Origin of the sequence: Atopomonas sediminilitoris, assembly GCF_022601735.1 — a bacterium.
In the GTDB taxonomy this organism is placed as follows: Bacteria; Pseudomonadota; Gammaproteobacteria; order Pseudomonadales; family Pseudomonadaceae; genus Atopomonas; species Atopomonas sediminilitoris.
On the sequence record NZ_JAKUMM010000009.1, the window covers coordinates 47,859 to 68,079 of the forward strand.

Below are 20,221 nucleotides of genomic sequence, written 5' to 3' on the forward strand. Positions count from 1 at the left end.
TGAGCAACTCAATGACCGACAACAACGAACACGCCCTTGACCTCAAACAACAGCCGCCCTGCGCTGGCGAGGTACGTCAGTTCGCCACGGGTCAAGCGCTGTTTTTCGCCCCACTACCTTTACCTACCGGCAGCCAGGCCATGGACCTTGGCGGCAGCTTTATCGAGGTAAACGAAACTTACCTAGATGTCGGACAAAGCAACTTTAATAAAGCCTTTCAAGCTCAGCTCATGATTTGGGGGGTAATGTGCATGTTGATAATGTGCTTAATCATTGCCCCGTTTCTTGTAGGTTCTATGTCTTTATTTGACTCTCATAAGCGCGCCTTTCTAGAGCATGTAAACTGGATTCTTCCAACAGCTATTACGCTTGCATTATGCGGTGGCAGCTTTGCCGCCATTTTAGGCGGCACCGTCGTTATTCGTACCACACTGCAAAAAGCCCAAACCCGTCCGATCCGCTTTAACCGCCAGCGCCGCGAAGTGTGCTTCTTCCTTGAGCGCTCCGACGAGCCAATCATCTGCCCGTGGGAGAAGGTAGCCGCGTGGGTCTCCACCAGCACAGGCACGACCGGCGAAGCCATCATGAGCACCTACACCTTCGGCATCGCCTTCCCCGAAGCCGCCACGGGCCTCACTCATGTGTTTAATCAAGGTGTAATGACGCCGATCCACGGCCTCAGCAAATGGGAGGCCATTCGTGTATACATGGAAAAAGGCCCCGAATTTTGCCCAGGTACGGCCCCCTACGAAGGCCTGCACACCTTTGATGAAAAGCGCCAATCAGTGCACGAGAATTATCGCGACGGCTACACCTCAGCCATTAGCGTCCCTTGGTGGTACTTGTGCAACATCGTCACCTGGTGGCGCTTCCCCTATTGGGTCGCCGAGTGGGATCACCGCTACAGCATGAAAGCCATGCCAGACAGCATTACAGCATGGTCACAACCGCTGCCTGCTGAACAGTGGGCCAAACCCAGCGCCGAACTTCTCGTCCAATCTGCCGCCATCGAAAAAGCCTTCGCCAACGGGCAAAGCTTTCAGGACTATTTCAACCAAGCCAACAAACAACCCCATCAAACGCACAACGAACACGCAGACAGTCCGTGACTGCCTAAGGGCTTCACGCTTGGACACAAACAACAACCCATCTAGAAGCGTCTAGGGCTACAGCCACCCCGTGGGACGTGCCCTTCCGCCCCGCACTCAAGCACCCCAAGCCATGCATCCTCGGCAGTCAAAGCGCCGTGGTCACCGGCCCCAAAGGTGAAGAAATTCACTGCGATAAATACGGCCGCATCAAGGTGCAATTCCACTGGGACCGCGAAGGCCAAGCCGACGAGCACACCAGCTACTGGCTGCGCTTAGCCACCGGCTGGGCCGGCGATGGCTACGGCGCCCTTACCCTTCCGCGCATCGGCATGGAAGTGCTAGTGACCTTCTTAGAAGGCGACCCCGACCAACCGCTGATCACCGGCTGCCTGTACCACAAAGAACACGTAGTGCCGTACGATCTGCCGGCCAACAAAACCCGCAGCGTGTTCAAAACCCTCTCTAGCCCCGGTGGCGCAGGCTACAACGAACTGCGCATCGAAGACAAAAAGGGTGCCGAGCAGATCTATATCCATGCCCAGCGCGACTGGGACGAGAACATCGAGCACGACCAGAAGATCCGCATCGGCCACGAACGGCACGACACCGTAGAAGCCAACAGCCACACCGAGATTCGCGGCGAAGAACACCGCACCACCGTGCAACCGCGCAAAACCGAGGTCAAAGCCAGCGACCACCTCACCGTGGGCAATAACCAGCACATCAAGATCGGCAGCGGCCAGTTCATCCAGGCTGGACAAGAAATCCACCTTTCTAGCGGCCACAAAGTAGTGCTCGAAGCCGGCAGCGAACTCACCTTCAAAGCCGCCGGCAGCTTTATCAAACTCGACGCCAGTGGCATCACCCTGGTCGGCCCACTGATCAAAATCAACTCCGGCGGCAGCCCCGGCAAAGGCTCAGAGGCAGCGCCTATTCTGCCGGGGGTGGCAAAACAGGCGGATGCGGATGTGCCGGGTGTGCCGCTCGAAGCTTTGGCCAAGCAGAGCCTGGTTTTCCGTCATGCGAGCAAAGGTGTGTGCGAAGTCTGTGATGCGGCCAAAAAAGCGGAAGCGGCGAAATGAACACCAGCGCAGCGATGCTGATCGACGGGACGGCAATCGAGAACGTCCTGCCCTGGCTGTACCAACACTATCCCGAACACCAGCCGCGCCCACTCTTGCTTGAAACACCCTACGAAGCACTGATGGACATCGGACCCATTCTGCTGGGTGCGCCGGCTGGCAGTGCGCTCCACCGCGATTGGGCGGCTGGGCTGGCAGAGTTACAACAAGGTCTATGGCTGGAAACGACCTTGCCGATCGACCAACTGTGCGCCAGCTTGCAGCGGCGCTTGCGCATTCATTCCCCGGATGGCCGTGAGTTCTGGCTGCGCCTAGCCGATGCACGTCCGCTGCGCCTGGCCTGGAAAGCCGGCGCTACATGGCCGCCGGGCTTCTGGCATGGTATTTCAGGCGTCTGGTTGCGCAATGAGCAGGGCCCCCTCAAAGCATGGGGCAATGATGCCCCTGACCTCGATTGCGCGCCCCATGAGAACGGCCTGAAAGCTCAGGTGGTTCTGGATTGGCCGCTGCTGGAAGCACTGACTCAAGACATGGATAGCACCAAGGAGACGGCCGCATGAACCAGGCTGTAACGGCACCTGCCAATTTCACCCCCGCCAGCTGCCCATTACTAGCCGCGGTACTGCCGCTGCGTTATGCGATTGGGCCGATAGACCCGCAGAACCTGCCATCCAGTATCGATGCACAAGGCCTTGGCCTGCCGGACATCACTGGTCACTTCCCGGAGCTTGGGCCGGACCATCCAGTGCTGGGCGAACGCGCTATCGGCTATGTACCACGCGTACTGCGTGATGGCTGGTTATATGTCTGGCAAAGCGAGCTCAAGCAACTGAGCGAGTATCAAGTCCAGGGCAGCAATCTGCAGCAGACACCTCGCGGCGGGCCCGTGCTGGATAAGAGAGGTGCTGCTTATTTGATGCTGCCCGCCGGAACCCCCGCGATGATGGTGTGGTCACCGGTAAATTGGAGTGACAGCCAGTTCGCTGCTGCTAAAGCTAAAGCGGATGTGCGCCAACGCATCATGCGTGAAATTATTCCCGGTGCAGCGCCCCTGAGTGGTCAGGTGACGGCTGTGCATCGACAGATCGGCGATCTTGCCCCGTCGAATTACAGCTGGAGCTGTGCCCCCAACCCACGCTTCTGGAAGCTTGACGACCCAAGGTTGCACCGGATGCAGCGCTGCGAACAGCAGCACTATGGCATTGTCGACGACCCCTGGGGCGTGCTGCTGGACCTTGCGGGGCTGTTGAGGGCGCGCAACAAGGCGTATGACAAGCTCTGTCATTACCGTCGCGACGAGTGGGCTATCGCTACCACCCTGCAATCACTCAGCGAAGGTGACGAGCAACTGCGCAAGGAGCTACCGAGCAGTACCGATTATCCAAGGTTGCAACGGGTGCTCAAAGAGCAGAAAACCGAGGCCGATGCCATCGACGCCGACCGTCGCCGACTCGTCTCGCTCTGGGCTGAGTGGTTCACCACCCTGGGGCAGAACAGCCCCAGTAGCCTGGAAACGGCCTGTGGGCATTTCGATATTACTCAGCCCGATGCTCGCGATGCCCTGGAGGCCAGCTTTGCGGCCGCCTGTTTGGGACCATCCGCTACTGGCATCGGTGTAAAAGTTATCGAACAAGCGCTCAATCCGGAGTCCAGCACCACCGGCAAGCCTTGGCTGGTGTGGGCGGTACTTGGCGTGGCCCAGCGCATCGGCGGCGGCGAACTCAAGCAACTGTTGCACGTACCGGAAAACGTTGAACCGATAACATCTGAGGTCAAGAATCTTGCACGCGCCATAACGTTAGTCGCAGCCCTTAACCAGGGGGCTGACAAGCTACAGCGTTTGTCGTTAGCGAAAGCCGGCGAAGCCCTTAGCGCAGCCATGTCACCGGTGCTCGGTGGCCACTTGCGCACCCTGACAGAGCACGTCAACCAAGCGGCGATGACCTTGATGATCGCGATGCTGACGCGTAGCCAGCAACGCCTGGAGGTGATGGATTTGAGCCAGCGGCAGAGCATGCTATGGCTCACCGAACAGATGAATCAGGCCCATAACAAGGGCCAGCGGCGTCGCTGGCAAAAAGAGCTGCAGCGGCTTGAAGCAGAGGAAGCCCGCGCCGCACGCCAAGGCGCAGGCAAACCGGGCATGCCACCGACACCCGCACCAGTTGCCAAGCACGTACAGGCAGGTATTCCTCACTTGCGTGTGGTGCCAAAGCCACAACCTGCGCCACCACATCCTGGCCCAGGCTATGGCAGCGAAGTACCTCATTCACCTGCGAAAACAGCACCGTCTTCGCCCCCTAACCTGCCGCCACTGCCACGCCAGGCCGCACAGTTTGAGATGCCCAAGAATATTGGCGAGCTTATGGACGAAGCGCCGCTAAAGACGCTGATTGCGCTGGTGGCGACGTGGAATTTGTATAAGAGCGGAAGTGCTTTGTGGGCAGATGGTACCAGTAAGAATCTAGTGTCCACAGTCGGTGCGGGGCTGGCGAGTGCAACAGCCATCGCGGCCGTTGTCCAAAAAATGGCTGATGTGAAGTGGGAAGCCCATACCAACGCTGCCGGCAAATTCAATCCGACAGCCCAAAAGCTGTTAGCAAGCGCACTTGGTAGGGGTGCAGCTACCATGCTTCTACAAGCGGTGACAGCAGGGGTTGACGCTGCATATTTCGGTTGGGAAGCGTTGGACTCCTACAATGCCGGCGATCTCGACAGTGCGGCGATTCAGGTGGGGTTGAGTGGTGCCAACCTGGCGTATATGCGCGTCTCCCTGCAAATGTTCCGCGCCCTGCGTATTGCCCGTGCAGCGGTGATCGCGGGTGATGCCGTCGCCATCGGCCGCGGTACCGCCGCTATCCCGGCACCAATACTGGCGCAAACTCTGGGTCTGGTTATCACCATCCTCGGTGGTTTGATTGCTATGTGGTACACCAAGGACACTCCGCTGGAGGGCTGGGTGAAGCAAACCCGCTTTGGCATTCGCCCCGCCGACTGGTCTGGCAGTTATGAACAAAGCATGATCGCGTTTTATCAAATGGTGATGCCGGTCAAGATGGAGCTCAAGCGCTGGACGGACAGGGACCCACGTACGTTTGAACCTGTCAGGGAAGTCCGCCTGTTTTTGATACTGCCTGGGCAAAAGGCATACACCCAAGGCATGCTGAGCTTTAGCGGCAGCGAAGAATGGGAGCGTGAAAGCGGTTTGCTTAACTTCAGTCCAGCCAAAGGCACCTGCATTCCACTGGTTTGGGGCGAAGAAGACCCAATACCCTTCGACCCTGATGTGGGCTCGCGTATCACCCCCGAACTCGGCGGCGGTATACGCCTGCGCAAGGCCTACCATGAAAGCGATACCCTTAGCCTGAAACGTATTAGCGGCACGCTGATTTATCAGCCCATCGAAGGCCTGTTTTTGCCGCCAATCATTATCGACCTGAGCTGACCTCTATGAGTTTGCAAACACTACGTACTTTGCTTGCCGATAAGCTGGGCGGCAACAGCCCCAGCACTATTCTCAGTGCGGATCAATCCACCGGCCAGCAGCCTATGACGTTGGGCGATATAGAGGAGCACACTGAAAACTACCTGGCCGTCGAAAATGGCGAAGGTAAATACCGGGGGGGGTTGACGGGGGCTTTGGCGGGAGTCGGAGCGCTTCTTTGCGCATACTTAGCAGTTACTGATTATCTCGCTGGGGATATTGAAGGCACTATTGATTCTGCCCTGTTCGCACTGGCGCTATTTTTTATACCTTTCCTATGGGAGGTGATGCGCCCCCTACCTTTGCCCATCCTGTTTAATCGCCGCACCCGCGAACTCTATTTCGAACAAGACCGCGAGCTATACCACAGCCCTTGGGATTGCATCGCGGCTGCGGCCTATGAGTTCCATATGGTTGGCCCTTACACCGGGGGCATGCGCAATGCCGCACTTGAAGTATTGGTGCATCGCTTTAATCACCCAGAAGAACAGATGTTGTTGAGCCTCGGCCTGCCCATCGGCAAAAGCCTCGACCTACAAGAAAGCTTCTGGGAGTATCTGCGTTCTTATATGAACAACGGTCCCTGGTTTGATGAGCAGGGGAATAACAGTACGTCGGATGCCTTTGCCAAAAGTCAGCTGGAGGTACGTTACCGTGCCGGCCAAGTGCTGCCTTTCACCTGGCAGCAGCTTCAGGAAGAGCGCCGTGCCGCAGGCGGCAAGAACTACCTCGACTACTCCAGTGCGGTGATGCTGGTCTGTGCGACTCTTCTTTATCCCATGGGCGCTATTCAGGAATTCACCTACAACATCGCCAAACGCCGCGCCCGCAGTCGTTGGCCGGACGTGGTGACGGAGCGCCTGCATGAGGGTGGGCCTATCACACGCTTAATCGACCTGGAGCAGGAAAAGGTGTGATAAGCCTACAAATCTTACGTACTCTGCTTGCCGATAAGCTGGGCGGCAACAGCCCCAGCACTATTCTCAGTGCGGATCAAACCACCGGCCAGCAGCCCATGACCTTGGGCGATATAGAGGAACACACCGAAAACTACTTGGCCCTGGAAAATGGCGAAGGCAAATACCGCGGAATGTTGACTGGGATTCTCGGATATCTAGGGCTTTTCTTTGCATCATTCGCCATTGCCTTTTGGTTTGATGGCCGACATCAGTCGGCTATTGATACTTTTCTGGTTGCTATGGCGTGTCTGCTTTCCCCTTTCTTGTGGGAGGTGCTGCGCCCCCTACCTCTACCCATCCTGTTTAATCGCCGTACCCGCGAACTCTATTTCGAACAAGACGGCGAGCTATACCACAGCCCTTGGGATGGCATCGCCGCTGCGGCCTATGAGTTTCACATGGTTGGCCCTTACACCGGGGGCATGCGCAATGCAGCGCTTGAAGTATTGGTGCATCGCTTTAATCATCCAGAAGAACAGATGTTGCTGAGCCTTGGTCTGCCTATAGGCAAAAGCCTGGACCTGCAGGAAAGCTTCTGGGAGTACCTGCGCGCTTATATGAACAACGGCCCCTGGTTCGATGAGCAGGGTAATAACAGTGCGTCGGATGCCTTTGCCAAAAGTCAGCTGGAGGTACGTTACCGTGCCGGCCAAGTGTTGCCTTTCACCTGGCAGCAGCTCCAGGAAAAGCGCCGTGCCGCTGGCGGCAAGAACTACCTCGACTACTCCAGTGCGGTGATGCTGGTCTGTGCGACTCTTCTTTATCCCATGGGCGCTATTCAGGAATTCACCTACAACATCGCCAAACGCCGCGCCCGCAGTCGTTGGCACCAGATAGTGTCAGAGCGACTTCAATCCGACGGCCCAACTACCCGGCTGATTGATCTGGAGCGCGAACGTGGGCTGGACGTTTAAAACCCGCAAATTTAGCGACAAGCAGTAAGAATATCGCTTCCGGCAAATGCTCAGCCAAAGATCCTTTGATCCTGCGCCTGCCCGGCCAGGTCGCCTTGAGCGACGATATGCTCTACTTCAAGGGTGAAGAGGTCTGGGGCGGCCTGTTCGGTTTCGGCAGCCTGCGCAAATCGGTGGAATGGACCGGCAAGGACTTCGACCGCCATGAGGGCACTCGGATCAGCACCGAAGCCGGCGTCGCCACCTACCGGCGCGTCTACCACCGAGACCGCGAAGGACGCGAACTGAATAAAATCAGTGGGAAACTAAGCTATTCCCCCCCTGGAAGGCCTTACCCTTCCCGCTATCGACATCAAGGACATCGCATGGCTCTAAGAGACCTGATCCAGCAGGCGCATCAAAAATACGGCCAAGCACCCAGCGCAGTCTTGGCGGCCGACCAGCCCACAGGTGAAAAGCCTATGGAGCTGTTTATTACCGACGAACATACTGAGTATTACATGGCGTTACAGACAGGCGGAGATAGCGATAGAGGGATGCTAACTGGAGCTTTAGGAGGCGTTTTAGGTGTAGGTTTCGCTGGCCTATCTATTTTCCTGGCCTTAAATGGAAAGTGGGAAGGGGTACCTATTGGCTTTATTCTTGCCTTTTTTTCTTTCATCGTCCCCTTTCTCTGGGAAAGCAGACGTCCACTCCCTTTGCCTATTCTATTTAACCGCCGCAACCGCGAAGTCTATTTCGACCACAACGGCTTGCTCTATCACAGCCCTTGGGACGGCATCCAAGCCGTTGCCTGCGAGTTTCAGATCGTCGGCCCTTATACCGCCGGCATGAACAATGCCTCGCTAGAGATACTCGTGCGCCGCCTCGGCGAGCCGGACAACGCCCTGATGGTCAGCCTAGGCGCGCCGATGGGCAAGACTCTGGCCATGCAGAAAGGCTTCTGGGAATACATCCGCGCCTATATGAACAACGGCCCCTGGTTCGACAAGGATGGCAACCACAGCACCTCAGATGAGTTTGTTACAAGCCAACTAGCCGCGCATACAAAACCGACAGGCTTTCTCGCCTATACACGCCAAACCATCGCAGAGAAGAAAGCGGCAGCAGGCGGCAAAAACTACCTCAGCGGGATCGACGCTGCACTTTTCGTGGGGCACCTATTTTTCTACCCGATGGATTGGATTCAAGAGTTCACCTACAACGTAGCCAAGCGCCGCTCGCGCAACCGCTGGCACCAGATAGTGTCAGAGCGACTTCAATCCGACGGCCCAACTACCCGGCTGATTGATCTGGAGCGCGAACGTGGGCTGGACGTTTAAAAGGCCGCAGATTTAACGATAAGCACTAGGCATATAGCCTCCGGCTCGGATGCTCAGTCAAAGGCGCTTTGATCCAGCCCTGCCGTCCTGCGCGACGATAAGCACAATCAGCCCAGAGCTCTTACATGCTTCAGAATAAATACGACCGCCTGCCCCATACCGGCGACTTTGAACAAGAAAACGATACCGAGGAGTTTTACCTCTCACCCAAGCCGGTTCCCATTGGTTGATGGGCGGGTGCTGGGGCAGCGATTGAATTCGCATCTGCCGTATATCCCGCATATCCCACACCACCTTGAAAACGTGTTTTAAAGCCGCATGTATAGCCAAGCCCACTCGCAAGGATGCTCTCATGCCGCACTATCACCTCGCCCAGATCAACATCGCCCGCGCCAAGGCGCCGCTCGACAGCCCAGTGATGCACGGATTCACTAGTCGCCTCGAGGCCGTCAATGCCATCGCCGAAGGTAGCCCTGGTTTTATCTGGCGCCTGCAAACCGAAGAAGGCGATGCCACCAGCTTGCGGGTGTTTGCTGACCCGCAGATCATCGTCAACCTATCGGTGTGGCGCGATGTCGAGGCGCTGAAAGCCTTTGTCTTCAGCGGTGAACACTTGCAGTTGCTACAAAACAAAAAGGCGTGGTTCGACAAACTCACCACCCCGTCACTGGCGCTATGGTGGGTGCCTGCAGGTCACCAGCCCAGCATCGAGGAAGCCAAGCAAGCGCTGCACGATCTTGCCGAACACGGCAGCAGTCCTCGGGCATTTAGCATCGCTCAACCGATGCCGCAGCCGCTGTTCAACCCCGCCTAAACACCACGACAAGGACGCCCGTATGCCCGCGAAGAGAATTGCTTTAATCCTCGGCCACCCCGACCGCACAAGCTTTTGTGGGGCGATTGCCGATACCTATGTGCAAAACGCCCAAGCCGCCGGGCATGAAGTACGCAGCTTTTACTTAGGCGAGTTGGACTTCGACCCCATCCTGCGCCACGGCTATCGGCAGCGGCAGACCTTAGAACCGGCGCTGGAGCAGATCCAGCAGGCCCTGTCTTGGGCCGAGCACTTAGTGTTGGTGTATCCGGTGTGGTGGGGTTCGATGCCGGCGCTGCTCAAGGGCTTGTTCGACCGTGTGCTGCTCCCGGGCTTTGCCTTCAAGTACCGGCAAAACTCATCCCTGTGGGACAAGCTACTGGCAGGCCGCAGCGCCCAAGCGTTTCTCACGATGGATACACCAGCCTGGTATTTTCGTTGGATCTACAAGATGCCTGCGCACCATCAGCTGAAGAAAACCATTTTAGAGTTCTGCGGCATCAAGCCGGTGCGCATCAACACTTTCGCACCAGTTCGCTATGCCAGCGAACAACAACGCCAGCGCTGGCTACAGCACGTTGCCAAGATTGCCAGTAGCACCCTGTGATTTAAGCGGGCGCAAGCGCGTGGCCAACGTCGCTCGGCACCACCACACTCAAGGGCACCGCCAGCCGCGCCAATAGCTGATCCAGCTCGGCGCGGTAGGCCTCGCTGACCCAAGCGCTTTCCAGCTGCACCAATTGCAATACGCCACGGCGCAGTTTTTCTGGGGTGATGGCCTCTTCACGCTCACTGACGGTGGCGACAAAACGCACCCACGAGGTCAGCATCACCAAGCCATTGACGGCCAAGGTCTCGGCCAGCTCATCGGTGATGTTAAGAATCCCAGCACGCGCAAAGGCCAGATAAATCTGCTGGGCACTATGCAACGCACTGCGGGCGAATTGGCGGTAACGCTGCGCCAAGGCCTCGTCACTGTCGAGGATGTGTTCCAAGTCGCGGTGAATAAAGCGGTAGTGCCACATGCCGTGCAGCAAAGATTCCAAATAGAACGCCTTGTCATCCATGGTCATCGCGCGGCCGCTGGGCGGCTTGAGAAAGCTCTCCACTTGCACCGCGTAGCGCTCAAACAGTTCCGCGATGATCTCGCTCTTATTGCGGAAGTGGTAATACAGGTTGCCGGGTGAAATCTCTAGATGCGCGGCGATGTGGTTGGTGGTGACGTTGCGCTCGCCTTGTTGGTTGAACAGCTCAAGGCTGGCTTCAATGATGCGATCGCGGGTTTTAATGCGGGGTGCCATAGGGAAGTTACCCAATTTTACAGTTTGTCTTCGGCGCTGATTTGACATTTTAGAGCAATAACTCTAAAAATACCCAACGGAAAATTGTCCGACAGCCTTCTTGCCGTGTGCGCTGACGGAAACGCCCCGAACGCCCACAGAGGAATAGCCCCATGGTAGCCGACGTCGCTTATCTGCAAGATACCCAGCAAGCGCTGGGATTAATGAACAGCCAATTCAATGCCATGCGCGACGCCTATCGTGCCAACCCTATGCCCAGCGCCGAAGAGCGCCGCGCCAACCTGGCCAAGCTGCGCAAGGTCATTCTGGACAACCAAGACTCGCTGATCGAAGCCATGAGTGCTGACTTCAGCAACCGTGCGCGCGAAGAATCACTGCTGGCCGAGATCATGCCCAGCCTGCACGGCATCGACTACGTCAGCAAACACCTGAAAAAGTGGATGAAGCCCTCGCGCCGCAGCGTTGGCTTGGCGTTCCAGCCGGCCAGCGCCCGTGTGATGTATCAGCCCAAGGGCTTGGTGGGCGTGATCGTACCGTGGAACTACCCGCTGTACTTAGCGATCGGCCCACTGGCCGGCGCACTGGCGGCCGGTAACCGCGTGATGCTGAAAATGAGCGAATTCACCCCCGCCACCTCGCAGCTATTCAAAGCACTGATCGAGCAAGTGTTCGACGCTAAGCACGTGTGCGTGGTGCTGGGCGAGGCCGAAGTCGGCGCCGGTTTCTCTAAGCTGGCCTTCGACCACCTGCTGTTCACAGGCTCTACCGCTGTCGGTCGTCACGTGATGCGCGCCGCCGCCGACAACCTGACCCCCGTCACCCTCGAACTGGGCGGCAAGTCGCCGGCCATCATCGCGCCAGAAGCCGACATGGCCGACGCCGCCGAGCGCATGGGCTTTGGTAAGACCATGAACGCTGGGCAAACCTGCGTGGCGCCTGATTACGTGCTGGTGCCACGTGCGCGCCAACAAGAATTTGTTGCGGCTTGGCAGAAGCAGATTTGCACCTTCTACCCTGAGATTGAAACCAATCCGGACTACACCGCGATCATCAACGAGCGCCAGCTGAGCCGCCTGCAAAGCTATCTTGAAGATGCCAAGGCCAAAGGCGCCGACGTGCTGGCGATGCACAAAACCTGCAAAGGTCGCCGTCTGCAGCACCACTTGGTGCTCAACGTAAATGACGACATGAAGATCATGCAGGACGAGATCTTTGGCCCGCTGCTGCCAGTGATCCCCTACGACACGCTGGAAGAGGCGGTGAATTTCATCAACGACCGCGATCGTCCACTGGCGCTGTACTTCTTCGGCAGCGACAAAGCCCAGCAAAACTACGTGCTCAGCCACACCCATTCAGGTGGCGTGTGCATCAACGATGCGCTGCTGCACGTCGCCCAAGACGACATGCCCTTTGGCGGTGTCGGCCCCTCGGGCATGGGCCACTACCACGGCCACGAAGGCTTCAAAACCTTCAGCCACGCCAAGAGCATTTACGACAAGCCGACCTGGTACAACGGCGCCAAGCCGATCTACCCGCCGTATGGCACCGCGCTGCAAAAGCTGGTCTTCAAGCTGTTTATTCGCTGAGTACGTTTGATGAACGCCTCCAATAACCACAACCTTGCCTTGGCGGTTAGCCGCCGAGGCCTGCTGAAGTTCAGCCTGATGGGTAGCGCCATGTTGGCTGCCGCTGGCGTGACTGCCAGCCTCAGTGGCTGTTCCTCCAGTCAGCCTGACACGGGCTACCAAGTGCTGCGCCGCGAGGACGTGAGCTTTCTCAGCGCACTGATTCCAGTCGTCATGCAAGGCACCTTTGTCGCTGGCAAAGAAGCCACCGCCACGCAACTGACACTGCAAGCTTTTGATCGCAACTTGGCGCACTTCTCCCCAGAAGTGCTCAAGCTGATGCAACAGCTGTTGGATGTGCTCGGCATGGCGTTTACCCGCGGCCCGCTGACCGGCGTATGGGGCAGCTGGGACAGCGCCTCCCGCGAGGAAGTCACCGCCTTTCTCGAGCGCTGGAAAAACAGCAGCATCAGCCTGCTCAACATGGGGTATTCCTCGTTGGTGCAGCTGATCCCGATGGCCTGGTATGGCCAAACCGAGGCGTGGGGCCACTGTGGCTACCCAGGCCCGCCAACCATCTAAGCCAGCGCACGCGCGAGAGAACACACCATGCCTGTACCTGATATTTTCCGCCAAGGCATTGCCCGTGGCTGGAAGACCTACGATGGCTCCGCCTTGGAGCAAGACTTAACCTTAGAAGCCGACGTGGCCATCATCGGCTCGGGCGCCGGCGGCGGCACCACGGCTGAAATCCTCTCAGCGGCCGGCTTTAAGGTGCTGATCATCGAAGAAGGCCCACTGCGCACCAGCGACGACTTCGCCCCGCTGCGCGAAAACAAGGCCTACCCGGCCTTGTACCAAGAAGGCCTTGGCCGCATGAGCAAGAATGGCGCGGTGACCATTCTGCAAGGCCGCGCCGTGGGTGGCACCACCACCGTGAACTGGACGTCGAGCTTTCGCACCCCCAAGCCCACCCTTGAGCATTGGGCCAAAGAGCACGCCGTGGCCGGTCACGATGAGGCCAGCATGGCGCCGTGGTTTGCCAAGATGGAAGAACGCCTGGGCGTGGCCAAATGGGCGGTTCCGCCCAACGGCAACAACCAAGTGATCGCCGACGGCTGCGACGCCTTGGGCTTGAAGCACGACATCATCCCCCGCAACGTGCGTGGCTGCTGGAACTTGGGTTACTGCGGCCTTGGCTGCCCGACCAACGCCAAACAGTCGATGTTGGTCACCACCATTCCCGCCACGTTGGATAACAACGGCGAGCTGCTGTATCTGGCTCGCGTTAACCGCCTGCAGATTGAAGGCAGTCGTGTGGTCGGCCTAGAGTGCCTCGCCATGGACGAACGCTGCGTCGCGCCCAATGGCCGCAAGATCAGCGTGCGCGCCAAGCACTATGTGCTCTCTGGCGGCGGCATCAACAGCCCTGCAGTGCTACTGCGCTCCAACGCGCCGGACCCACACCAGCTGGCCGGTAAGCGCACCTTCTTGCACATCACCAACTTCTCCGCCGCACGCTTTGCGCAAAAGCTCGATCCCTTCGCTGGCGCGCCGCAGTCGGTGTACTCCGACCAGTTCCAGTGGCACGACGGCGCCGCCGGCGAGATGTCCTACAAGATCGAAGTGGCGCCCATGCAGCCCGTGTTTGCCTCCACCTTGCTGGCTGGCGTGGGCGAGCAAGCGGCCGCCACCATGGCAGCGCTGCCGCATATCAACTTCATGCTGGCGTTAGGGCGCGATGGCTTCCACCCCGACAGCGCGATAGGCAACGTTGAACTGCGTGACGATGGCAGCCCCATCCTGGACTACCAGATGACCGACTACAGCTGGGACGGCGTACGCCGCGCTTGGCTGAGCATGGCGGAGATCCAGTTTGCCGCCGGCGCGCAGCAAGTGTGGCCGGTGCACGTCGACGCGCCGTGGCTGAGCAGCTGGCAAGAAGCCAAAGCAGCGATCAACAGCCTGCCGCTCGAGCTGTACCGCGCTCGCATTGGCAGCGCGCACGTGATGGGCGGCTGCGGCATGAGTGAAGACCCTAAACTCGGTGTGACCGACAGTTTGGGCCGTCATCACCAGCTGGAAAACCTGTCCATCCACGACGGTTCGCTGTTCCCCACCTCCATCGGCGCCAACCCACAGCTGTCGATCTACGGGCTCACCGCCAAGCTCGCCAGCCAGCTGGTTGAGCGCCTCAAAGCCTAAGCCACTCACCACCACTTGGGCCTGCAGGTTGGCCCAAGTGGTCGGCCTGCGCTAACATCAGCCCACTTTTGCGCAGTTGCTGGAGCCACGCATGAATCGCGTGCTTTACCCAGGTACCTTCGACCCCATCACTAAAGGCCATGGCGATTTAATCGAGCGCGCTTCGCGTTTATTCGATGAGATCATCATTGCGGTGGCGGCCAGTCCTAAGAAGAACCCGTTATTTCCGCTAGAAACCCGCGTGCGTTTAGCGGAAGAAGTCACCGCCCATCTACCCAACGTGCGCGTGGTGGGCTTCTCCACTTTGCTGGCCAACTTTGTGCGCGAACAAAACGCCAGTATCCTGCTGCGCGGTTTACGCGCCGTGTCGGACTTCGAATACGAGTTCCAACTGGCCAACATGAACCGTCAGCTCGCGCCGGATGTGGAGAGCCTGTTTCTCACGCCGTCGGAAAAGTATTCCTTTATCTCATCAACGCTGGTGCGCGAAATCGCAGCATTAGGCGGCGATATCAGCAAGTTTGTTCACCCGCAGGTGCACGAAGCGCTCAAACAGCGCTTTGCCCAGTAAGCGGTGATTGAAGTACCGGCGCGGCCGGAGGAGAAAACATGGCTCTGATCATTACCGACGACTGCATCAACTGTGACGTCTGCGAGCCGGAGTGCCCCAACGCGGCGATTTCCCAAGGCGAGGAAATCTACGAAATCGACCCCAACCTGTGTACCGAGTGCGTCGGCCATTACGACGAGCCTCAGTGCCAACAGGTCTGTCCGGTTGACTGCATCCCGCTAGACCCTGACCACGAAGAAAGCCGCGACGAGCTGATGCAAAAGTATCTGATCATCAGCGGCAAGGCGTAAGCAACCATGCTATTTGGCAACCTCGCTTGGCACGCCCGGCTGGTTGCCGGATGCGTTCTCCTGCTGAGCCTTTGCGTTCAGGCTGGCCCTCAACCTCCGCAAGCTGCGATTGTCAGCGCCCACCCCCTCGCTAGCGCGGCGGGCCAGCGCATGCTGCAAGAAGGCGGCAACGCGTTTGACGCCGCAATCGCCATCAGCGCCGCGCTGGCGGTTGTCGAGCCCTACGGCTCAGGCCTTGGCGGTGGTGGTTTTTATCTACTGCGCCAACCCGACGGTCATGGCGGCGCCAGTTATCCTTTTATTGATGCCCGCGAGCGCGCCCCGCTGGCCGCACACGCCAACCTGTACCGGCGCGGCGGCAAAGTGCAGCCTGAGCTATCCCTCAATGGCCCGTTAGCCGCGGCGATTCCCGGCATTCCGGCGGCGCTGGCGTATTTGGCCAGTCAATTTGGTCAACTGCCGCTGAGCACCAGCCTTGCCCCCGCCATTGAGTTGGCCGAGCAGGGTTTTGCCGTCGATGAGGTCTACCGTCAGCGCGCCAGTTGGCGCCGCACGGCACTGCAAGCAGACGCCACCAGCGCACGCTTATTTCTGCGTGACGGCGAAGTCCCCGCTGCCGGCAGCGTGCTGCACCAGCCCGAGCTGGCCAACACATTGCGCTTGCTCGCGCGCGACGGCCACGCAGGCTTTTACGGCGGCGACTTAGCCGACCAACTGGTCGAGGGCGTGCGCGCCGCCGGTGGCATTTGGAGCATGGAAGACCTGGCCAGCTACCAGGTGGTCGAACGTCCGGCGCTGCGTTTAAGCCTCGACAATGGCGAAACCTTGATCAGCGCACCGCCACCCTCGGCCGGCGGCGTGGCCATCGCGCAAAGTTTGGCCATGCTGCAATGGCTGCCGTGGCATAACACCAGTGCCGTTGACCGCCAACACGCCGTGGTCGAAGTGCTGCGCCGCGCCTACCGTGACCGCCGCTTATTGGGCGACCCAGACCATGTCAGCAATCCACTTAGCGCGCTCTTGGATAGCCGCTATTTGCGCCAGCAAGCGGCCAGTATCGAGCAACACCGCGCCACCCCCAGCGCCGAACTCGCACCGCCGTTAACGCTGCACGAAGGCGACCACACCACCCACTTCAGCGTACTCGACCTGCAAGGCCGCGCGGTGAGCGCCACCTTATCGATCAATCTACCCTTTGGCGCCGCTTTCACGGTGCCCGGCACCGGCGTGCTGCTCAATGATGAAATGGACGACTTCGCCGCCGACAGCCAAGGCAGCAATGCTTATGGGCTGGCAGGCAGCCAAGCCAACAGCATCGCTGCCGGCAAGCGCCCGCTGTCGAGCATGAGCCCCAGTTTTATCGACAGCCCCACGCGCTTTGCCAGCTTCGGCACGCCCGGCGGCAGTCGCATCCCCAGCATGGTGCTGTTGGCCATGCTGGCCCGCCAAGATCAGCAACCCATCACCCAGTGGCCGGCGTTAGCGCGTTATCACCATCAGTTTTTGCCCGATCACATCGAGCACGAGAAAGACGCGTTCACCCTTGAACAACGCGCCGAGCTACAGCGCCGCGGCCATACACTCAAAGCCGTAGGCCGGCGCTACGGCAATCTGCACGTGATTGCTTGGCACAAAGCCGACAATCACCTCAGCGCCGCCAGTGACCCCCGCGGTCTCGGCCAACCTTTAGTGTTTAAGCCTTAAACAAAAACGCCCAGCACAAGGCTGGGCGTTTTTCATCAGAGGCCGCTTACGGCTGCGTCTGATTATTGTGCTTACGGCTCTTGGCCCAGTCTTCATAGCCACTGGTGCAACCCAAGCAGCGTACAAAGGCTTCGTAGCCGGGGGCCAAGACTAGCGCGTCGGTAGACTCAGTCGTATTGCGGCCGATGGTGAACGGCAGCGCCACCAACCATGCCGCCGCGCCGATGGCTGTCGCGCCAATCGCCAAGGGGCGAGCAATCACCAAGTCGCCAATCATAGAATAGGCTGCAGGGGTTTCATTCTGATAACGCGTACTGCTGGCATCTTCAGCATAAGCCTGCCCGCCAAGCAGCGAGGCAGTCATGGCCGTGGCGGCCAAGAGGGCCGTAGTAGTTCGACGGAGCTTCATGGTTCGATCCTTGTTGTTGGGCAGAGGGCTCACTGCATAACTATAACAGCGGATTTACACTTGTCAGCGTGATGCCTGTCAATCGCCGTGATATGCACACTGCGGATATTTAGGCACAAACGGGCGAAAATACCCATACAAAGCCTGCATATCGGCCGTTTGATCGCCGCTGGGGCTGAACGGCGCACCAATCACCACGCGCTTATTCGCAAAGTCGAGCGCAGCCGGCACGATCGGCACGCCAGCGCCCACGGCAATATGGTAGAAGCCCGAGCGCCAGCGCGTGACCTTTTTGCGCGTGCCTTCCGGCGACAAAATCAGCATGAAGTGCTCGTGCGTCGCAAAGGCCGCCACCGCTTGCTCAACGTTGTTGAGCTGTAAATGCCGCTGAATCGGCAAGCCGCCCCACAAACGCATGATGAAACCCCACGGCCAAGCAAACAGCGTGTGCTTACCAAACCAACGCGCACGCATGCGCCACATAAATTTGATGGCGATGAAAATCACAAAATCCCAGTTCGAAGTGTGATGCGCGCCAATCACAATAAACTTGGGCAAATCGGGCAACCGCCCCTCCACCCGCCAACCCATCAAGCGCAAAACCGTGCGCCCCAACCACTGCACCCCTGCATTGGCGGGCAAATAATTACCGGACATCGTTAACCTCTTATTTTTATTCTCGGTAAAGCCGAACACCCCAAGCCAAGCTCACCCCCGAGTTAGCGCTGGCATTTCGAGCAATACACGCTGGCACGCTGGCCCAGTTTCACCTCGCGCAGGGTGCTGCCGCAGTGCTTACAAAACTCACCGCCTCGTCCATACACAAACAGCTCCTGCTGGAAGTAACCGGGCTTGCCGTCGCCACCGACAAAGTCACGCAACGTGGTGCCACCGCGTTCGATGGCATGCACCAAGATGCGCTTGATGGCCGCCGCTAGCTCGTCATAACGCTTACGCGAAATGCTGCCGGCTTCGCGCTGTGGATCAATTCCGGCAGCAAACAAGGCCTCGCTGGCATAGATATTCCCCACGCCGACCACCACCGCGTTATCCATGATGAAGGGCTTTACCGCCATGCGGCGCTTACGTGACTGTTGAAACAGGCGCTGACCATCAAAGGCATCGCTCAACGGCTCTGGCCCTAAACGGCACAGCAGCTCATGGGCTAACGGTTGCTCGCTCCATAACATGGCGCCGAAGCGGCGCGGGTCGTGATAGCGCAGGCACTGACCCGAGCTGAGCACGATATCGACGTGGTCATGCTTTTGCACCGGCGTACCGGCATCCACCATGCGCAAACTGCCCGACATCCCCAAATGCACAATCAAGGTGCCCGTCTCGGCCTCAAGTAACAGGTATTTGGCGCGCCGTGTTACGCGCACAAGTCGCTGGCCCGACAAGCGCACATCGAGGTCTTCAGGTATTGGCCAGCGCAAGCGGCGCTCACGCACATGGACTTGCTCCACCGTGTGGCCGCACACGTGTGGCGCAATACCTCGGCAGGTGGTTTCAACTTCAGGCAATTCGGGCATAGCGACCTCACATCACAGCAGGCGTCACCCTAGTGGCTATCAACGCCAGCCACAAGCCTAAGCTCAGCGCCGCCAGCAAGGTCTGCAAGGTAATCAGCCCAGCCATTAAGCGCGCATCGCCACCCAGCTGGCTGGTCAGCACATAGGCGGTGGGCGCCGTTGGCAAGGCGAAGAAAATCACCATCACCGCCACGCTGATGGTCGGCAATTGCAGGGTCAACGCCACCGCCAATGCCAAGGCGGGCATAAGCAGCAACCGTAACAGACTGCTCGCCAGCAAGGCCCGCCAATGCGTGCCCAATGCCTGCCATTGCAGCGCCGCGCCAACGCACAATAAGCCCAGCGGCAGCGAGGCTTCGGCCAAAAAACCGAGTAGATGGGCGCTACCCAGCGGCAAGCCAAGCCCACTGAGATTGAGCAGCAAGCCCGCTAAACAGGCTAAGATCAACGGATTACGCAGCAGCGGCCACAGCAGCGCACGCCAGCGCAGCGGCCGATCACTGAGCAGCGCCAATACTGACAACACATTCACCGCCGGCACCAGCACAGCCAACAACAAAGCGGCAATTGCCAGCCCTGCTTCACCGAACAGGCCGCCGGTCAACGCTAAACCAATGTAGGTATTGAAACGGATCAGCCCTTGCGTGTGCGGGCCAAACTGGCCCGCCGTCCAGCCACGCCAGCGGCGCAAACCCAGCAACAGCAGCCACCCCAGCAGTAACACAGCCGCTAAGGCTAATAACAAGCGCCCAGGCGCCGCTTGCGCCAGCGGGGCATTGGCCAAACTGCTGACCAGCAATGCAGGGAACAACAGGAAGTAGTTCAGCCGCTCTGCCGCCGGCCAAAAGCCTGCGTCCAACCAAGCACGTTGCTTAAGCCCCGCGCCCAAAGCGATCAACGCCATGATGGGCCACAGTAATTCGAGTAAGCCGCTCATCCTTTCCCCCGACGAAAAACACACTTTACGAGCAGGCAGGC

Annotated in this window: 19 protein-coding genes and 1 pseudogene; 15 read left to right on the top strand and 5 right to left on the bottom strand. The window is 58.7% G+C overall.

What is annotated here, in order from left to right:
- The first annotated feature begins 11 nt into the window (after positions 1-11).
- From MKI83_RS14400 to MKI83_RS14440, 9 genes and pseudogenes are all read left to right on the top strand, one after another.
- Entirely contained in the window at positions 12-1,109 is a 1,098-nt protein-coding gene (locus MKI83_RS14400) for a DUF6708 domain-containing protein (RefSeq protein WP_241587739.1), read from the top strand.
- A gap of 50 nt (positions 1,110-1,159) precedes the next feature.
- Positions 1,160-2,173 (top strand): annotated as a pseudogene (gene tssI / locus MKI83_RS14405) (type VI secretion system tip protein TssI/VgrG); the annotation flags it as partial.
- Positions 2,170-2,733, top strand: coding sequence for a DUF4123 domain-containing protein (locus tag MKI83_RS14410; RefSeq protein WP_241587741.1), 564 nt, complete (start codon positions 2,170-2,172; stop codon positions 2,731-2,733). The pseudogene tssI and the gene MKI83_RS14410, both read left to right, overlap by 4 nt.
- The gene (locus MKI83_RS14415; protein ID WP_241587744.1) at positions 2,730-5,618 is read left to right on the top strand and encodes a toxin VasX; all 2,889 of its coding nucleotides are present in this window, start codon (positions 2,730-2,732) and stop codon (positions 5,616-5,618) included. The genes MKI83_RS14410 and MKI83_RS14415 overlap by 4 nt, the downstream gene beginning before the upstream one ends.
- Before the next feature lie 5 nt (positions 5,619-5,623).
- Positions 5,624-6,574, top strand: coding sequence for a DUF6708 domain-containing protein (locus MKI83_RS14420; RefSeq protein WP_241587746.1), 951 nt, complete (start codon positions 5,624-5,626; stop codon positions 6,572-6,574).
- On the top strand, positions 6,571-7,530 hold the full coding sequence (locus MKI83_RS14425; protein ID WP_241587748.1) for a hypothetical protein: 960 nt from the start codon (positions 6,571-6,573) through the stop codon (positions 7,528-7,530). Before MKI83_RS14420 ends, MKI83_RS14425 begins: the two co-directional genes overlap by 4 nt.
- A 107-nt stretch (positions 7,531-7,637) precedes the next feature.
- Positions 7,638-8,852 (top strand): hypothetical protein, encoded by a 1,215-nt coding sequence (locus MKI83_RS14430; RefSeq protein WP_241587750.1) that lies wholly within the window; start codon positions 7,638-7,640, stop codon positions 8,850-8,852.
- A gap of 352 nt (positions 8,853-9,204) precedes the next feature.
- On the top strand, positions 9,205-9,666 hold the full coding sequence (locus MKI83_RS14435; RefSeq protein ID WP_241587752.1) for a DUF3291 domain-containing protein: 462 nt from the start codon (positions 9,205-9,207) through the stop codon (positions 9,664-9,666).
- 22 nt (positions 9,667-9,688) lie between these two features.
- Positions 9,689-10,273 carry an NAD(P)H-dependent oxidoreductase gene (locus MKI83_RS14440; protein WP_241587754.1) on the top strand — a complete coding sequence of 195 codons (585 nt, stop codon included), beginning with the start codon at positions 9,689-9,691 and terminating at the stop codon, positions 10,271-10,273.
- Position 10,274: 1 nt separating this feature from the next.
- Here MKI83_RS14440 and MKI83_RS14445 read toward each other — a convergent pair whose 3' ends face one another.
- On the bottom strand, positions 10,275-10,967 hold the full coding sequence (locus MKI83_RS14445; protein WP_241587757.1) for a TetR/AcrR family transcriptional regulator: 693 nt from the start codon (positions 10,965-10,967) through the stop codon (positions 10,275-10,277).
- A gap of 152 nt (positions 10,968-11,119) precedes the next feature.
- On the opposite strand from MKI83_RS14445, the gene MKI83_RS14450 reads away from it, so the two are divergent.
- The 6 genes from MKI83_RS14450 to ggt all read left to right on the top strand — a co-directional run bounded on the left by MKI83_RS14450 (position 11,120) and on the right by ggt (position 17,302).
- Complete coding sequence (locus tag MKI83_RS14450) at positions 11,120-12,553, top strand: coniferyl aldehyde dehydrogenase (protein ID WP_241587759.1); 1,434 nt, start codon at positions 11,120-11,122, stop codon at positions 12,551-12,553.
- A 9-nt stretch (positions 12,554-12,562) separates the two neighbouring features.
- Positions 12,563-13,114 (top strand): twin-arginine translocation pathway signal protein, encoded by a 552-nt coding sequence (locus MKI83_RS14455; protein ID WP_241587761.1) that lies wholly within the window; start codon positions 12,563-12,565, stop codon positions 13,112-13,114.
- Between the two features lie 27 nt (positions 13,115-13,141).
- On the top strand, positions 13,142-14,737 hold the full coding sequence (locus tag MKI83_RS14460) for a GMC family oxidoreductase (RefSeq protein WP_241587764.1): 1,596 nt from the start codon (positions 13,142-13,144) through the stop codon (positions 14,735-14,737).
- 91 nt (positions 14,738-14,828) lie between these two features.
- Positions 14,829-15,308 carry a pantetheine-phosphate adenylyltransferase gene (gene coaD / locus MKI83_RS14465; protein WP_241587766.1) on the top strand — a complete coding sequence of 160 codons (480 nt, stop codon included), beginning with the start codon at positions 14,829-14,831 and terminating at the stop codon, positions 15,306-15,308.
- 38 nt (positions 15,309-15,346) lie between these two features.
- Positions 15,347-15,598 carry a YfhL family 4Fe-4S dicluster ferredoxin gene (locus MKI83_RS14470; RefSeq protein WP_241587769.1) on the top strand — a complete coding sequence of 84 codons (252 nt, stop codon included), beginning with the start codon at positions 15,347-15,349 and terminating at the stop codon, positions 15,596-15,598.
- Between the two features lie 6 nt (positions 15,599-15,604).
- Entirely contained in the window at positions 15,605-17,302 is a 1,698-nt protein-coding gene (gene ggt / locus MKI83_RS14475) for a gamma-glutamyltransferase (RefSeq protein WP_241587771.1), read from the top strand.
- 46 nt (positions 17,303-17,348) lie between these two features.
- Here the strand turns inward: ggt and MKI83_RS14480 are convergent, their stop codons facing one another.
- The 4 genes from MKI83_RS14480 to MKI83_RS14495 all read right to left on the bottom strand — a co-directional run bounded on the left by MKI83_RS14480 (position 17,349) and on the right by MKI83_RS14495 (position 20,180).
- Positions 17,349-17,711, bottom strand: a complete 363-nt coding sequence (locus tag MKI83_RS14480; RefSeq protein WP_241587773.1) for a multidrug transporter — start codon at positions 17,709-17,711, stop codon at positions 17,349-17,351.
- Positions 17,712-17,789: 78 nt separating this feature from the next.
- Positions 17,790-18,368: a lysophospholipid acyltransferase family protein gene (locus MKI83_RS14485; protein WP_241587776.1), complete on the bottom strand. Its 579-nt coding sequence runs from the start codon at positions 18,366-18,368 to the stop codon at positions 17,790-17,792.
- A gap of 62 nt (positions 18,369-18,430) precedes the next feature.
- Entirely contained in the window at positions 18,431-19,243 is an 813-nt protein-coding gene (gene mutM / locus MKI83_RS14490) for a bifunctional DNA-formamidopyrimidine glycosylase/DNA-(apurinic or apyrimidinic site) lyase (protein ID WP_241587779.1), read from the bottom strand.
- Between the two features lie 7 nt (positions 19,244-19,250).
- Positions 19,251-20,180, bottom strand: coding sequence for an AEC family transporter (locus tag MKI83_RS14495; protein ID WP_241587781.1), 930 nt, complete (start codon positions 20,178-20,180; stop codon positions 19,251-19,253).
- Positions 20,181-20,221: the final 41 nt, after the last annotated feature.

What these genes read in the sequence shown, in the direction of transcription:
- MKI83_RS14420 (WP_241587746.1), top strand. Translation starts at nt 5,624, where the DNA reads ATGAGTTTGCAAACACTACGTACTTTGCTTGCCGATAAGCTGGGCGGC.
- MKI83_RS14410 (WP_241587741.1), top strand. Translation starts at nt 2,170, where the DNA reads ATGAACACCAGCGCAGCGATGCTGATCGACGGGACGGCAATCGAGAAC.
- MKI83_RS14440 (WP_241587754.1), top strand. Translation starts at nt 9,689, where the DNA reads ATGCCCGCGAAGAGAATTGCTTTAATCCTCGGCCACCCCGACCGCACA.
- MKI83_RS14430 (WP_241587750.1), top strand. Translation starts at nt 7,638, where the DNA reads ATGCTCTACTTCAAGGGTGAAGAGGTCTGGGGCGGCCTGTTCGGTTTC.
- MKI83_RS14400 (WP_241587739.1), top strand. Translation starts at nt 12, where the DNA reads ATGACCGACAACAACGAACACGCCCTTGACCTCAAACAACAGCCGCCC.
- ggt (WP_241587771.1), top strand. Translation starts at nt 15,605, where the DNA reads ATGCTATTTGGCAACCTCGCTTGGCACGCCCGGCTGGTTGCCGGATGC.
- MKI83_RS14445 (WP_241587757.1), bottom strand. Translation starts at nt 10,967, where the DNA reads ATGGCACCCCGCATTAAAACCCGCGATCGCATCATTGAAGCCAGCCTT.
- MKI83_RS14495 (WP_241587781.1), bottom strand. Translation starts at nt 20,180, where the DNA reads ATGAGCGGCTTACTCGAATTACTGTGGCCCATCATGGCGTTGATCGCT.
- MKI83_RS14435 (WP_241587752.1), top strand. Translation starts at nt 9,205, where the DNA reads ATGCCGCACTATCACCTCGCCCAGATCAACATCGCCCGCGCCAAGGCG.
- MKI83_RS14470 (WP_241587769.1), top strand. Translation starts at nt 15,347, where the DNA reads ATGGCTCTGATCATTACCGACGACTGCATCAACTGTGACGTCTGCGAG.
- coaD (WP_241587766.1), top strand. Translation starts at nt 14,829, where the DNA reads ATGAATCGCGTGCTTTACCCAGGTACCTTCGACCCCATCACTAAAGGC.
- MKI83_RS14455 (WP_241587761.1), top strand. Translation starts at nt 12,563, where the DNA reads ATGAACGCCTCCAATAACCACAACCTTGCCTTGGCGGTTAGCCGCCGA.
- MKI83_RS14450 (WP_241587759.1), top strand. Translation starts at nt 11,120, where the DNA reads ATGGTAGCCGACGTCGCTTATCTGCAAGATACCCAGCAAGCGCTGGGA.
- MKI83_RS14415 (WP_241587744.1), top strand. Translation starts at nt 2,730, where the DNA reads ATGAACCAGGCTGTAACGGCACCTGCCAATTTCACCCCCGCCAGCTGC.
- MKI83_RS14485 (WP_241587776.1), bottom strand. Translation starts at nt 18,368, where the DNA reads ATGTCCGGTAATTATTTGCCCGCCAATGCAGGGGTGCAGTGGTTGGGG.
- MKI83_RS14460 (WP_241587764.1), top strand. Translation starts at nt 13,142, where the DNA reads ATGCCTGTACCTGATATTTTCCGCCAAGGCATTGCCCGTGGCTGGAAG.
- mutM (WP_241587779.1), bottom strand. Translation starts at nt 19,243, where the DNA reads ATGCCCGAATTGCCTGAAGTTGAAACCACCTGCCGAGGTATTGCGCCA.
- MKI83_RS14480 (WP_241587773.1), bottom strand. Translation starts at nt 17,711, where the DNA reads ATGAAGCTCCGTCGAACTACTACGGCCCTCTTGGCCGCCACGGCCATG.